A 13,388-nucleotide genomic window follows, 5' to 3' on the forward strand; every position below is an offset into this window, starting at 1 on the left:
CACCAGGAGCACGACCATGAACCCGGCGAACGGCCGCCCTGCCCCCTTCGAGCCCGGCCACTTCGACGACCGGTGCGAGGACTGCGGCGCGCCGCCCGGCGCGTACTGCCGGCCTGGCTGTGACAGCGGCTACAGCGCCGACGACGCCCGCGCCCACGCGCTGCTGACCACCGACCCGACCCCGGACTCACCCGACCAGAACAGGACCCACCGGTGACCCTCCAGACCGACCGCCCTCTCGAGTACCGCTCCCTGCACCCGACGTACAAGAGCGTGTCCGAGCTGGTGAAGCGGGTGGATGAAGGGAAACTCGACCTCGCGCCGCCCTACCAGCGCGGCCACGTGTGGACCCCGGTGCAGCGGCTGGGGCTCGTGAAGAGCTGGCTGCTGGGCGTCTCCGCCGGCGTGGTCGTCCTGTCCGACCGCACCAACCCGACGTGGACATCCACACACCCCGACCGCAACCCCAACAACACCGTCGACGAGCACTGGTGGGCATGCGTCGACGGCAAGCAGCGGATCACCACCGCACTGCTGTGGCAGCACGGCGAACTCGCCATCCCCGCGAGCTGGCTGCCCGACGACCACATCGCCTCGACACACCAGACAGCCGACGGCCCGTACGTCTACCGCAGCGAGCTCACCCCCAAAGGCCGCCTGCTCTTCGACCGGCACGCCGGCCTGCAGGTCAACGGCGCGGGCACCGCCCAGCAGCCCGCCGACCTCCACCGCGCTGCGCGGATCGCCGCATCCTGAGCGCCCCGTTCAGGAACGACACGGACACCACCGGGCAGGCAGCTGATGCCGAAGCACGCATACGACCGCCGAGACCGCGTTCGTCGTGCCCCTCGCCCGCATCCAGTCTGCGGTCCCGGCGCGATCGAGGCGCTGCGGCGCATGCGCCAAGACCAGGACAACACCTTGGTCGCCGACGCCGCCAAGGCCCACAAGCGCGGACGGGCCATCATGGCGACCGACCTGCACGAGCGGCTGCACGAACGGGGATCCCGTGCGGCTGGCGCCCCGATCAGCCAAACGGCCGTCGGCCAAGGAAGGACGCGGGAAGAGGAGGCCGGCACTTACGGTTGCCACACAGACGTCAGTGCTGTAACTTATTTCTCGAACGGGGGCCATCCGGCGCCCGCCGGACCGCCACCGCCCAAGGGGAGCCAGTTGAGCACCGAACTGATCGACTTGATCGACGCTATCCGCGAGGACCTGACGGAACGCTCGTTCCCGTCCCCGGTGGCCAGCCTCGCGGTCGACGTCATCCACGAGTACGACGACGGACCGGCGTACGACGACACCCTCACCGCAACGCTGCTCGACGGCACCACCGTGACGATCGACTTCGGCCGGACCATCGCCGATGAGCTGGTCGAACTCGCGGAAGCCGAGGGGAAGTCGAGCATCAAGCCGTTCACCATCACGTTGATCGAGATCCCCCGGCCGCCCAAGAAGACGTACACCGTCACCTGGGTTACGGAGATCGACGCCACCAGCGCCCGCCACGCGGCCGAGAAGGCGTGGGCCGCCCAGAGGCGGCGCGGCAGCGTCGCCAACATCTTCACCACCGAGGCCCCGGACGGAACGCGCGTCGAGGTCGACCTGATGGCGGGCACCGAGAAGGTCCTCGCCTGATCTGAGCCCGGCAGACCACCGCTCGCCCACCGACCGACCTTGGAGTGCTCCCATGAACCGCCCCGTACGCCGGACCGTCGCCCGCTCCCAGCCGAACCCGTGGCCCCGCTGGACCGTCCGCTGCGGCATACCCGCCGCCGCCACCGCCCTGGCCCTCGTCTGGCTCGCCGACACCGGATCCCCCGGCCAGGGCGCGCTCGTCGCCACCCTCGCACTCGCCGCCGTCATGGTGTTCGCCTCCACGATGCCCGCCAGGCCCCGCCGGCCCGCCAGGCCGACCGCACACAGGGTGCGCGACGCCCGCGTGACCGTGTTCGACGCCGCCCCCGACGACAGCCAGCCCAGCGACACCTACGAACTACGGGTCCACGGCGTCAGCGTGCTGGTCCGGCTCCGTCCCGACCCCAACGGCCATCCCGTTCCCTACGTCCACGTCGAACACCTCGCCGACCGCCCCCGGGTTCTGCTCGTCGAGGTCGACAACAAGGGCGAACGCATCCACATCTGAACCCTCAGCCCGGCCCTCGGCCGGGACGCCTCCGACGTCCCGGCCACCACGCCCCCGGAAGGAACCCCATGTCCATCGTGCTGCTCGGCCGCTGGGACTCCGACAACACACTGACCATCACCGGCTCCCAGCGGATCGACGACGGCGACCAGGCCGCCTTCGCCGCCCTGGTCGAAGAGGCCGCCGAGCACGACGGTGCCCACTGGGCGTGCGAGCTCGACGTGGACCACCACCGGGAGGCCATCCAGCGCGCCTACGACGAGTACGTCAGCGACGACGCCGGCGCCACACTCATCGACGACGTCGAGGGCTGCGAACCCGACACCTGGTAGAGCCCGCCAGTCACACCACCGCGCCCGAGGCGCCACGCCATCACCCGCAGGGCCGCCCCGCCCTTTCCGCCCTATCGCGCCAGCGATCCGCTCGCCACCACCATCCAGCACCGCGTGCTGCCGACCCCGGATGTGAACACCCATGAGTCACGAGACCGCCAAGGCCCCGACCGAGATCTATGCCGTCCGCATCTGGGGCGTGTGGAAGACCTTCGTCAACCGCGACGCCCTGACCGCCTTCCTCGAGCGCTACCCCGATGTCGAAGTCCAGCGTGCCACCCTCCGCTTCGAGTCCGTGGACACGGCGGAGTTCCGGCGGCCCGTGCGCGTCTACAGGGTCAATCTGCGGTACAAGGTCGGACGCGAGACCGTCTCCGGACCGGCCTTCGACGTCTGCACCGCCGTGCCCTCCGAGCTGGCCACGCTGGCGCTGGAAGCCGCCGCATCCGGGTACCCCCAGGTCGCCTCCAGCTGCTGGAACGTGAGCAGTCACCGGGTCATCGCCGACGCCACCCCCTGGGGCCCCGAAGGCACCAGCCGCCAGGTCCGGGAATTCACGCCCCCGGCCGGATAGACCCCGCTCGCAGGCCCGGCAGTTCGCCACGAACCGCCGGGCCCTGACTCCACTTCTTCGCCGGGTGTGCCGTGGCACCAGCCGCCCGACCCGCGAGAACACCGGCCCGGCCGGCGGTGCGTCGATCAGCGCCTGCCCGCCGACGCCCGTTGACCCGCAGGGCGCCGCCCCCAACCGCCCCGGGCTGGAAGACGGCACAACCCGCATCCGCCGAACCCACCCAAGGAGACCACCAAGATGACCGACGGACCCATCCCTTCCGCCTCGGCGGGCTTGTACACCGTCTGGGAGGACAGCGTTCGGGAAGCCGATCGCGTAGCCATCGCCGTCCTTCGCAGCGCCCTTCCCGGTGCGGCAACAGGCACGACCCCCGACGTGCTCCTCGCCCCGGTCCCCGGAGGCGGCCGGATCACCATCCGGCTGGAATCCAGTGCTGCTGTCGTCATCACGGCCGACCGGCTGCCGGTCGCCGCTGCCCAGGTCCTGCTCGACGACGCGGCGCAGCCCGGTTGGTTCTCCGCACTCGCCACCACGGACGGCCGCCCGACGGAGTCGCTCGCCGGCGCGGACCCGGATGAGTACGGGGAGCCCAGCAGCGACCGCGTCCGCGAGGACACGCTCCGGGTCCGCTCGGATGGCACCGCCGACCTCCTCCTCCACGACATCAGGCTTCGCCGCGCCGTGAACGCGCTGCACGCGACCCGTGCGGCGCTGACCACCGTCGACCGGTCGTCCGCCTCGACCCCGGCCGGGAACATCTGATGCAGGACAGCGGTCTCTTCGAACCGGACGCGGTGGCCTTCACCCGCCGGCCTCGCCGCGCTCTCACGATGGAGCGCGTGAGCACAGTCCTCCCGGCGGCACTCGCTGCCCCGGCGGTCGCGCTCGCCGGCGAGGCGGTGACGTTCCTGACCCCGGCCGTCCCCGTGTGGCCCTGGTGGGTTCTCAGCGCGACCGTGGTGGTCTGGGCCAGCCTTCGCTGGGTCCGGCTGCGCGCGGCCTGGTCCTGGAGCGGCTACAGCCTCACCGAGACCGACCTGTGGGTTCGTGCAGGGCTGTGGACGCGCCACATCGAGAGCCTGTCCTACGGGCGCATCCAGACCATCACGGTCCACTCGGGCCCGGTGCAGCGCCGCTTCAGGCTCGCCACCGTCAGTGTGGCGACGGGCTCCTACTACGCACTCGCGATCGCCCATGTCTCCACCGAGCAGGCCGAGGAGATCCGCGACCGGCTGACGGCGGTCGCCAGGAACGGGCAGGTTCCGCTGTGAGCGGCGAGCAGGTGCTCATGAAAGGACGGCTGCACCCTGTCACCCCGTGGCGCCGCACCTGGGCGGCGGCCACCGGAGCGGTCACCTTCCTCTTCCGCGACATGCACGACTGGATCGACCTCGTCGTGGACCTGCCGGCATGGGTTCTCGCCCTCACCGCCGGCCTTGTCACCCTGCTCGCCGCCAGCTACGGCTTCACCTCCTGGCTCAGGACCTCCTGGCAGCTGACGCCCCAGGCGCTGCAGGTACACAGCGGCATCCTCTTCCACCGGCACCGCCGGTTCGAGCTGGCGCATGTCCAGGAGGTCGACGTCCACCGACCCCTGCTCGGAAGGCTGATCGGCGTGTGCACGCTGCGCGTGTCGGTCGCCGGGCGCAGCGCCGACCTCGCCTACCTCGGCATGGTCCAGGCGCAGGCCCTGCGCACCGAGATGCGGCGCCACATGGCGGCATCCGCCGAGCCCGCGCACCGGCAGGCCGCCCGGCCCGACGACGCGCGGGAAATCCTGTCCGTCCCGGCCCGGATGCTCGGCCTGTCGATCCTCCTGGACGCCCACACCATGGCGCACGTGGCGGCGGCCCTCGCACTCGGCGCCGTGCCGTATCTGGTCCTCGGCGAGCCGTTGGCGCTCCTGTCTCTGGCCGGTTCACTGGGCTGGGCATGGAAGTTGACCGCAGGGCGCTGGCCGGCCTGGCACGGCTGGACCGTGACGGCGCACCGGAGTGGCTACCGCGTCGACCATGGACTGTTCAACCACCGGCACAGCACGCTGCGCCACGAGCGCATCCAGGCGGTGGTCCTGACCCAGCCCGTGCTCTGGCGCCGGCGTGACTGGGTGAGGATCTCGTTGGCGGTCCCCGGCCACCGGGGGCTGGCCATGCTCGCTCCGGTGGCCACCCGCCGTCAGGCCGAGGAACTGGTGGAAGGGCTGTGGGGCGAGGAGGCGGTGGAGGTCGTGCGGGCCCAGTGCCCGACGCCGCGCCGGGCCCGGTGGGCGACGCTGCGCAGCCGCATGCTTTCCGCCGTGGTCCGCCCCGGATTTGCCGCCGTGTGGCGCGGGCTGTTCCTGCGCAGCGTCGTCCACGTCTGGCCGGCGGCCAAGGTGCAGCAGGTCGAGGTCGTGCAGGGCCCGTGGCAGCGTCGGCTCGGCCTGGCTACCGTGGAGATCGCCCTGGCGGGTGGACCGAACCCTGCGGCCCGGCACCGGGACGTCATCGAGGCTGCTCACCTCGCCGAGCAGTTGCGGGCCAGGAGCGGCCGCGGTCCGGAGGTCCCGGTGGCCGTCTCGGACGAGTGACGCGTGGGCGGGGGTGTCGGCCAGGGTGAGGCTCGCTGATGGGTTGCCCTCCGTCGACCAGGCAGTTGCATCACACGGGCTAGTGCTGTAAATTATTTCCCGTGAAGATGCTTCGCTCACCCGGGAATTCGACCGTGCCGTCCGTTCCCACCCCCGGCCTCGCCGAGAGCCGAGCCCTGGCGCCCCTCGACTGAGGCGGCGCCGGGCTCCTGGACCGACCGTCGGTCCGCTCGAACGAGGAGCCCATCCTGACCGAAACCCGCCTGTCCTGGCTGCCCAATCTCGTCCACCTCGACGAATTCCTCGGCCCCTACCCCGCCCAGACCAGCGAGCTGACCTGGAACGGCTGGGCCTGCCCCCGCTTCACCCTGGAAACAGCCCGCAAGATCGCCCTCGACACCCAGCGCCTCGCCGCCGAGTCGAACGACCCCAGCGCCTGGGAGACCGTCCACGTCGCCGACGGCGAGGTCGAGATCCGCTCCACCATGTGGTCCGAGGACGGCCTTCCCACGGTCGAACACATCGAGCCCGACGACGACGGCCTGTTCCACATCGGCAGCCACTCCTGGACCTGGAGCGAGCACGACGACCGGGATGCCAGGCAGACGACCGAGCAGCTGCGCCAGATGCGCCGCACCACCTACCCGGCCACCGGCCGCGACCGCTGGTGCGTCGTGTTCGCCGACTACGGCTGGCGGATGGTCCTGCTCGGGATCGTGCCCGAGATCGCGCACGACTGGAACGACGACCTCTTCGCCGACTTCTACACCGCGCAGTACGGCGAGGGGATCAGTTCCTACACCCTCCACGCGGAGAACCCGGCCGCCGCCTACACCGCAGCGCGGCGGCACTTCGGCGCCGAGCGCGTCGACGCCGACCCCGAATCCCCCGTCCAGCCGCTCACCACCCCCTTCCACGAGATCAAGCCCTCCACCTGACCGCACTCCGGGCGGCCCCACCGAACGCGGGGCCGCCCGGCCAGACAGCAGGCCACCGCCGTCATCGCCCGGACACAGCACGCTCTTTGACGCGGCAGCCCCTGAGGAGACCCATGACCACCGAGCTGTCCCCCACGCTGATTGCGCACCTCCGCAAGGCCAGCGCAGACCCGCAGGGGAGCCTGCCGGCCGGCATCAGCCGCCGCGGCCGCGGCGTGCTGCTGGAGGCCGGATACGCCTACGCCGAAGACGGCGACGGCTACCGTCTCACTCCCCCCGACGCCCGGGAGCGGCACGACAGCGCGCTGACGATCACGCTCGAAGGCCGCCGGGCCGCCCTCACCGCGCCGCAGCTCGCCGCGCTCACCACCGACGTGGCCACCGACGGCGGGCTCAGCCCCAGAACCCGCTGGCAGACCGTCCACAGCCTGCGCGCGCTCCACCTCGTGGAGGCCCGCGCCCCGGACGGAGCCGCCTCGGCCACCACCGGACCGGACGGCGAGAACGGCCACGCCTACCGCACTCGCCTCGGCGACGCCATCGCGACCCTCCCCAGCCCGTAGGCGGCCGACACCCAACAGCCTCACCGAACCCTGAACACCTGAGGACCCATGGCACGCAAGCACCGCCCCACCTTCACCGTCCACGACGCCACCCGCCACGACACCGCGGACTTCCTGTCCCTGCTCGCCCCGGCGGATCCCGGCAACCCCGCCCCCTACGACTACGCCCGCCACGTGCTCGCCAGCCGGCCCGGCGGGCCGCTGACGCACGGCCGCTACCTGTGCCTGATCGCGCGCACGACCGACGGCAACCCCATCGGCGCACTGGCCGCCGGCCCCCCGCGCTGGTTCTTCGAGCACGACGCCACACGCCACGACGAGAACCTCGTGGATGTGCTGGTCGCCCGGTTCTGTGCCATCGGAGGAGTCGCCGTCCACCCCGGCCATCGTGGAAGCGGCATCGGCACCACCCTGATCCGCCATGCCGAGCGCCGCTGCGCCCGGGCCGGGTACGGCGTGCTCGGCATGGACCACACACCGCCTCTGGAGCCCTACTTCGCGGGCCTGGGATACACCGCGGGCCCGGCCGTCATCCTGAACCTTCCGGATCCCTTGCCGCTGTTCGCGCAGCAGGTGGGCGACAGCCTGATCTCGACGAAACCGCTCGAGCGCCGTGTACGTCTGCAGAGCGTTCCGGGGCTGCCGGCGCCCGTGATCTGCGGGCTCCTCCCGCGCACGCACCTTCGCCCGGGGACCTTCTTCCTCGCCGGCCGCTTGTGCGAACCCGCAGGGTGAGCGCTCTGCCCCAGGGCTTCCGCGGCCACGCCAGCGGCCACCTCCTCGCTGGCGCGGCCGCGGTCACGGCCACGATCGTTCGCTAGCGAGCCGGTCCTCCCCACCACAGGTGTTCCCGCCGTCGACCTGGACCAACGGGGCGATCGGCTGCTACTGGCCGACCGCCAGTGCATCACGGAGGACCTGATCGGCCGGGGACCAGGAGCGGGCCTGTTCCAAGGCATAGGGCCAGTGCCCGGTCGGGTTCGCCGTGAGGTGTTGGTGCCCGGATGTGCCCGGTCGGCTGTACGCCAATGCCGCGACCGTCCGAAGGTCGACCTGCGATCCCCGCGCCCGCTGGGCGAGCGCGACGACCCTCATCAGGGCGTTGCGGTTCCGACGAGCGAGGAGTTCCAGCGTCATGTCCAGCGAGATGGCGTGGACCCCTCCTCGGCGGCGCTGGTCGCCGAGCACGGTTCCGATGCTGGGGCCGCCGGGGCGGTGTGCCTGCCCGTCGGGCGCGGTGACGGCAAGTGCGGCATGGACGGCCAGGGTGGCTGCGAGGGCGTTGTCCTGGACGACCTGGAGCCACGGGTCGTCGGCGCCCCGGCTGTCCGGCGGGATCGGCAGGCCGGCCTCCTCGGCCGTGCGGAAGAGGGTGACGGGCTCCGAAACGACTCGCAGCCAGGCACCGCGCACCGTGCCGTTCGGCGGTGCTGCCCAGGCACGGGCCCGAGTGATCCAACCGCCGCCGCGGGGAGGTTCTTCGGCGAGGTGGCGGCAGAGGTCGCTCAGGTAGGTCTCATCCAGCAGGTCGCGCATCGTGCTCGCCTTCTTTGGCCCGGTGGTGGCCGTGGTTCGGCCGAGAGGCGGCCGGGGTGCCGTACCCGCGTAAGGGCTCGATGGCCCGGGGTGAATCATCAGGCGTGTCCCCGGCCGCCCGTCGGCGGCGCCACGGCGTTCAGTCACCGGCGCTGTGCGGCCAGGCGGCGTCCTCGCGGTAGTGCTCGTTCTTGGCGAGGCAGTGGTGCAGGCAGGTCAGCAATCGGCCGAAGGTGTGCCGAAGTGCGGCGGTGTGCCGATCGCCGGCGGCACGCCGACGGTCGTAGTGGTCCCGGGCACCGGGTGAGCGGCCGATCGCCGAGAACGCCCAGTGATGCCCGGCGGACTTGAGATGGCTGTTGGCGCCGCGTCGGCGGTGGAAGACCAGCCGGCTGCTGCTGCTCGTCCAGGTGAGCGGCGAGGCCCCGGCGTACCCTCGCAGTCCGCGCGCCGTGGCGAAGCGGTCGGGCGCGTCCCCGAGTTCGGCCAGCAGCCTCGGCCCCGTGAGGCGGCCGACTCCGGGAAAGGAGCGGTAGATGTCGGCCTGCGGGTGGCGGTCGAAGGCCTGCACGGCAAGGCCTGCCAGGTGCTCCGCGTGATCGGTGGCTGCGTTCAGCAGGCTGACCGACACCCGAACATCCTCGCCCATCGCTTCCTCCAGCAGCAGCGACTGCTTCAGGACGGGTAGCCGGAACTCGGTGAAGAGTCGGGCCGCGTGGTCGTCGAGGTTGCGGGTCCGACCTCCGGCTGCCAGAAGGTCGTACAGGCGTCTCTTGCTCAGCCGTGCGGCCGACCGGCTCGTGGGCGCCGCTGCGATCACCTCGCGAGCCTCGCCCCGTGCGATGCCACCGGGCAGGTGCCCCCAGGCGGCCAGCGCCGCCGGATGAACGAGCCGCAGCTGTGAGCGAAGCCGCAGCAGGTGGAACTGGCGCGTCCGATTCGCCTTGACCTGCGCGCGGGCCAGGGACCGGATCGCATAGGCCAGGTCCGAGTTCTGCGGCAGAGGGCGGTGGTTGTGCCCGTCCGTCCGGAGGATATCGGCCAGCAGGGCCGCATCCGCCTTGTCGGACTTCGACTTCGCCGCGCCGGCCCTTCCGCGGTAGGCGGCGACCACCAGCGGAGGCACCACCACCACGGGTTGCCCGGCCTGGCGCAGCGCGGCGACCAGCAGGCCGTGCTCGGTCTCGATCGCGATGGGCACCCTGCGCCGACTGTGCTGGTGGCTGCTCTTCAGGCCGGAGAGGGTCTTCAGGATCTCCCGCACACCGTCCGGCGTCTCGGCTACGCGCGCTGTGGCGATCACCTGCCCGCGTTGGTCAATGACCGAGAGGTCGTTCAGGTTCTCCGACCAATCGATCCCGGCGTACAGAGGGCCTAGACGGCCGCCCATGACACCCCCACCTCAATCGAACTAACGTCCATAGTGGTAAATAGATTTACCACAGGCGGGGCGCGTGCCCCACCGCCGCACCGCAGGGGAGAATGAAAGGGGTCAGAGCGTTGGAGGAATCGGAATGGGAGGGGTGCATGCCCCGCGGCCCCCGGCACCAGCCTCCCGCGAACTACGTCGTCTCGGGCTCATGGCCCAACGTGACCCTCACCCCGGACGCACCGCCAAGCGCGCTGATCGGCCTTGAGTTCGCCCGGAATCTGCACGCCGCGATGGAGGCCGGCCGGCTCACCGACCGTGCGGTGGCGAAGGCGGCCGGCCTCTCGCATCCGACCATCGGACATCTGAAGCGCGGAGAAGTACTTCCCGACCTGGGCACGATCCTGCTTCTCGAGATCGCGACCGGGACTTCGCTCTACCCGGCCAACCTGTACCGAAGGGTTGCCCACCGCCCGCCCACCATCGAGAGTTGATCACCCTCCGGGGGTACTTACAACCCGCAGGCCCGACCAGTCGGCGCCGGGTGGACAACAGGCGCTCCGCACTTCCTGCGGGCACACCGGCAGGCCGCGAAGGTCCAGCTCGCCCGGCGAATGGTGCGCCGGGCGATCGACGGCAAGACCCGGTTCCGGTGGGTGACCGCGGGTGCCGGCTACGGCAACAGCAAGGGCTGGCGCTATGAGCTGGAGCAGGCCGACGTCATCCACGTGGTGGCCACCACCCGCCACGGCACGGTCGTCACACGCTTGGTTGGAGACGACGAGATCGGCGACATCGGAGCCCAGTGGGCCGCACTGGGCGGGCAAGAGTCGCGGTGGTTCGGCCGAAGTGCCGCAACACCTACCCCATGATCGCTAGCGAGGTGCCCGTCGACCCCATCTCGACCCCGCCCTTTCTGCTGGTCAGCAGCATGTAGCCGGTCCCGGCACCCGTAACACCGGGCCCCGCCGTTACGGCTTCGCGTACCCGCTCGGCCTTCCGGGCCCGGTACGCCGCCTGCCGGCAGGCGCCGCAGCAGTACACGGCGTCGCGGCGGTGGCCGTGCCCGTGGGCGAAGCGGCGGCCGCAGGCGGGGCAGCGCACCACGTGCTCGGTCTCGATGCCCTGGGTGAACCACAGGCCGATGGCGACAGCCTCAAGGAAGTGACGCCGCCTGCGGCGGGCCGCCGCCTTGCACCGCGCCGAGCAGTACCGGGCGTCGCTCCGCGCACCTACGCGCAGCGGGTTCCAGCAGTACGCGCACCGGCGCACCCGCCCGTCCATGCCTCCACGGTACGTCCAGACCGAGACACATGCCCTACTTGCCTTACAACGCGATCATGCCCCTGAGCTGCAAGAACTCTCGCAACACCTTCAGATAAGCCATGCCCCTGTCAATTACGGCTCCCGCCCCAGTCGCACGAGTTGCACAATCACCATTAGCGCTGTAACTTATTTCTCACAGCGACCGCCTTCCTACGGAGCCACCCCTTGACGACCTCATCGCCGGCTGACGCCCTGGCCCTCTCCCTGATCGAGAACGACTGGACACTGCCGAAGTCCCTGGAGGAGCGCTACCGGGAGGTACGCCGCCGCGCCGGGCCCACCGGCCCCACCGCCATCCTCGCGGCCCTGGACAAACTGGCCTCCGAGGGCAAGGACCCGGCGGAGGAGCAGCTGGCTACCCGTCTGGCCGACGCCCGGTTCGCCGCCGAGGCTGTCAGCCACGACCAGTACATCAGCGCGCCGAGCACCATGCCGGGCGTCGAGGGCCATCGGAACGCGCTCCACCACTGGGAACTGCGCCGTCGGGTGTTCGGCCACGGCCGCGACCGCGTCGAGCGGCACTCCGACGGCTCCCTGGTCCTGCGCTACCCGAACGACACCTTCACGACCTACCACCCGGCGACCGTCGACGAGCTGGAGCAGTTCCAGGAGAACAACCGGCAGCGGATGGAGGAGGTCGCCGCCGTCGGCAAGCAGGTCCGCGATGCCCTCCAGCAGGCCGACTCTGCCGTGCCCCTCGCCTCGCGCAGCACCCCCGCTACCTCCGGGGTCGACGTCCACGTCGGCGGCGGTTCCGTCAGCGTCCACTGGTGGTATGCCACCTGGGAGGAAGCGATCGCGAACCGGGGCCGGGCCGACCAGTGGACCGCAGACGGCGGCCTCCGCGACCGGGTCGCCGAGCTGCTGCGCGATGCCGGGATCGCCACCGAGCCCGACCGCGACTCACTGCAGGTCGTCCTGCCCTGACCCGCGCTCGCGGACACCGGCCCCGTTTCGGCGCCCGTCGTGGCTTCGCTGCGCCATCGACCAGCGGTCATCACACCGCACGACGCGCACATCACCAACAACCGCCAAGGAGCGAAGTCAGATGTACTCCGTCGGCTTGACCCCGCTCTCCGACATCCCAAGCTGGATCGTCCTGATCGCGGCCGTTGCGTTCGTTCTCGCGTTCTGCGCGATCGACGAGTACCGGCGCAGCAGGGAACGCAAGGCCCGAAACACGGCTGCCAAGGCCCGCGAGGACGCCGAGTGGTGGGACGAGAAGCAGCGGCTGCGGTACATGGGCCTGCTGAGCAATGAGGGACGCGAGTAGGAGGCCACACACGTGGCGCAGCCGACAACGGCCAAGACCTCGTTCACGCCTCCGCCGCTCCACCGGCCCCGGGGCGGGGGTGCCCGCCCCGCCGAGTACCACTCCAAGACCCCCAAGCCGGACAACACCGGGCCGGCCGAACCGGCCCCGCTGCGCCGCGGCCAGCAGCCAGCACCTTCCCGCCTGACAAGGAGACCCCAGCCCATGGGCAACCGTTCGCCGCTGCAGTGCTACGTGCACAAGGCCGACCCCGCCGACCATCCCGCCATCCTGGAGACCCTCGCCGAGTACGTCGGACGCGACGACGAGGCCCACTCGCCGGACAGCCTCGCGCTCAGTACCCGCTACATGGACGTCGAGGCGCTGCTCGGCAGCTCGGCCGCGCTCGCCGCCGCGCTGAAGCACGCCGCCCCCAGCGCCGTCTTCGAGCTCTGGCAGGACCCCTTCCCCTCGGCTGCCGACGGCCACTACGTCGGCCACGTCCCGGGAACCGGTACACACGAGGGAGCGTGCAACGCCGAGGGGGAACTCCTCATCCCGGTACGGAAGGTGGCGGAGAGCCTGCGCGAGGCTCCGGGCGGCATCACCGTCGAGATGTGGCTCGCCACCGAAGGGCGCAGGCAGTTCGGCGCCGACGTCCTGGCGCAGCTCGCCGCGTTCGACCGCCGGTGGTAGCGCACCGCTCGTCCGGGCCCGGACCGGCCCCCACCGGGACCGGGTCCTCCCCTGAGGCCGTACTCCTGAACTGCCTCCGTCTGG

19 protein-coding genes and 1 pseudogene are annotated in these 13,388 nt (G+C 71.3%); 17 read left to right on the forward strand and 3 right to left on the reverse strand.

All coding sequences use genetic code 11. The features are described 5' to 3' along the window. Positions 1–16: 16 nt before the first annotated feature. From ACFRMQ_RS00125 to ACFRMQ_RS00180, 12 genes are all read left to right on the forward strand, one after another. On the forward strand, positions 17–217 hold the full coding sequence (locus ACFRMQ_RS00125; RefSeq protein ID WP_380725130.1) for a hypothetical protein: 201 nt from the start codon (positions 17–19) through the stop codon (positions 215–217). Next, a complete protein-coding gene (locus ACFRMQ_RS00130; protein WP_380725132.1) occupies positions 214–756 on the forward strand; it encodes a DUF262 domain-containing protein in 543 nt (180 codons plus the stop codon). Before ACFRMQ_RS00125 ends, ACFRMQ_RS00130 begins: the two co-directional genes overlap by 4 nt. Positions 757–897: 141 nt before the next feature. Then, on the forward strand, positions 898–1,641 hold the full coding sequence (locus tag ACFRMQ_RS00135) for a hypothetical protein (protein ID WP_380725134.1): 744 nt from the start codon (positions 898–900) through the stop codon (positions 1,639–1,641). Positions 1,642–1,693: 52 nt separating this feature from the next. Further along, on the forward strand, positions 1,694–2,149 hold the full coding sequence (locus tag ACFRMQ_RS00140) for a hypothetical protein (protein WP_380725136.1): 456 nt from the start codon (positions 1,694–1,696) through the stop codon (positions 2,147–2,149). Positions 2,150–2,217: 68 nt separating this feature from the next. Further along, a complete protein-coding gene (locus ACFRMQ_RS00145) occupies positions 2,218–2,481 on the forward strand; it encodes a hypothetical protein (protein ID WP_380725138.1) in 264 nt (87 codons plus the stop codon). A gap of 142 nt (positions 2,482–2,623) precedes the next feature. Then, positions 2,624–3,055, forward strand: coding sequence for a hypothetical protein (locus ACFRMQ_RS00150; protein ID WP_380725139.1), 432 nt, complete (start codon positions 2,624–2,626; stop codon positions 3,053–3,055). Between the two features lie 237 nt (positions 3,056–3,292). After that, positions 3,293–3,817, forward strand: coding sequence for a hypothetical protein (locus tag ACFRMQ_RS00155; RefSeq protein ID WP_380725141.1), 525 nt, complete (start codon positions 3,293–3,295; stop codon positions 3,815–3,817). Between the two features lie 77 nt (positions 3,818–3,894). Further along, entirely contained in the window at positions 3,895–4,326 is a 432-nt protein-coding gene (locus tag ACFRMQ_RS00160) for a PH domain-containing protein (protein ID WP_380725143.1), read from the forward strand. Beyond that, positions 4,323–5,624, forward strand: coding sequence for a PH domain-containing protein (locus tag ACFRMQ_RS00165; protein WP_380725145.1), 1,302 nt, complete (start codon positions 4,323–4,325; stop codon positions 5,622–5,624). The genes ACFRMQ_RS00160 and ACFRMQ_RS00165 overlap by 4 nt, the downstream gene beginning before the upstream one ends. A 485-nt stretch (positions 5,625–6,109) precedes the next feature. Then, positions 6,110–6,562, forward strand: a complete 453-nt coding sequence (locus tag ACFRMQ_RS00170) for a hypothetical protein (protein ID WP_380725147.1) — start codon at positions 6,110–6,112, stop codon at positions 6,560–6,562. A gap of 113 nt (positions 6,563–6,675) precedes the next feature. Beyond that, complete coding sequence (locus ACFRMQ_RS00175) at positions 6,676–7,125, forward strand: hypothetical protein (RefSeq protein WP_380725149.1); 450 nt, start codon at positions 6,676–6,678, stop codon at positions 7,123–7,125. Between the two features lie 48 nt (positions 7,126–7,173). Further along, positions 7,174–7,860 carry a GNAT family N-acetyltransferase gene (locus tag ACFRMQ_RS00180; RefSeq protein ID WP_380725151.1) on the forward strand — a complete coding sequence of 229 codons (687 nt, stop codon included), beginning with the start codon at positions 7,174–7,176 and terminating at the stop codon, positions 7,858–7,860. Between the two features lie 150 nt (positions 7,861–8,010). Here the strand turns inward: ACFRMQ_RS00180 and ACFRMQ_RS00185 are convergent, their stop codons facing one another. Both ACFRMQ_RS00185 and ACFRMQ_RS00190 read right to left on the reverse strand, forming a co-directional pair. Next, positions 8,011–8,661: a hypothetical protein gene (locus ACFRMQ_RS00185; protein ID WP_380725153.1), complete on the reverse strand. Its 651-nt coding sequence runs from the start codon at positions 8,659–8,661 to the stop codon at positions 8,011–8,013. 139 nt (positions 8,662–8,800) lie between these two features. Next, positions 8,801–10,051: a transposase gene (locus ACFRMQ_RS00190; RefSeq protein WP_380725155.1), complete on the reverse strand. Its 1,251-nt coding sequence runs from the start codon at positions 10,049–10,051 to the stop codon at positions 8,801–8,803. A gap of 200 nt (positions 10,052–10,251) precedes the next feature. On the opposite strand from ACFRMQ_RS00190, the gene ACFRMQ_RS00195 reads away from it, so the two are divergent. Together ACFRMQ_RS00195 and ACFRMQ_RS00200 are read left to right on the forward strand one after the other, a co-directional pair. After that, positions 10,252–10,524: a helix-turn-helix domain-containing protein gene (locus tag ACFRMQ_RS00195; protein ID WP_380725157.1), complete on the forward strand. Its 273-nt coding sequence runs from the start codon at positions 10,252–10,254 to the stop codon at positions 10,522–10,524. Between the two features lie 93 nt (positions 10,525–10,617). After that, positions 10,618–10,827 (forward strand): annotated as a pseudogene (locus ACFRMQ_RS00200) (transposase); the annotation flags it as partial. Between the two features lie 64 nt (positions 10,828–10,891). On the opposite strand, the gene ACFRMQ_RS00205 reads toward ACFRMQ_RS00200, so the two are convergent. After that, complete coding sequence (locus tag ACFRMQ_RS00205) at positions 10,892–11,314, reverse strand: hypothetical protein (protein ID WP_380725160.1); 423 nt, start codon at positions 11,312–11,314, stop codon at positions 10,892–10,894. A gap of 207 nt (positions 11,315–11,521) precedes the next feature. Here ACFRMQ_RS00205 and ACFRMQ_RS00210 point away from each other — a divergent pair, with 207 nt between their 5' ends. The 3 genes from ACFRMQ_RS00210 (at position 11,522) to ACFRMQ_RS00220 (ending at position 13,304) form a co-directional block, all read left to right on the forward strand. Further along, positions 11,522–12,283, forward strand: a complete 762-nt coding sequence (locus ACFRMQ_RS00210; protein WP_380725162.1) for a hypothetical protein — start codon at positions 11,522–11,524, stop codon at positions 12,281–12,283. A 121-nt stretch (positions 12,284–12,404) separates the two neighbouring features. Continuing rightward, positions 12,405–12,629: a hypothetical protein gene (locus ACFRMQ_RS00215; protein ID WP_380725164.1), complete on the forward strand. Its 225-nt coding sequence runs from the start codon at positions 12,405–12,407 to the stop codon at positions 12,627–12,629. Positions 12,630–12,833: 204 nt separating this feature from the next. After that, positions 12,834–13,304 (forward strand): DUF3145 family protein, encoded by a 471-nt coding sequence (locus ACFRMQ_RS00220; protein WP_380725166.1) that lies wholly within the window; start codon positions 12,834–12,836, stop codon positions 13,302–13,304. Positions 13,305–13,388: the final 84 nt, after the last annotated feature.

Origin of the sequence: Kitasatospora sp. NPDC056783, from assembly GCF_042789895.1 — a bacterium.
Lineage (GTDB): Bacteria > Actinomycetota > Actinomycetes > Streptomycetales > Streptomycetaceae > Kitasatospora.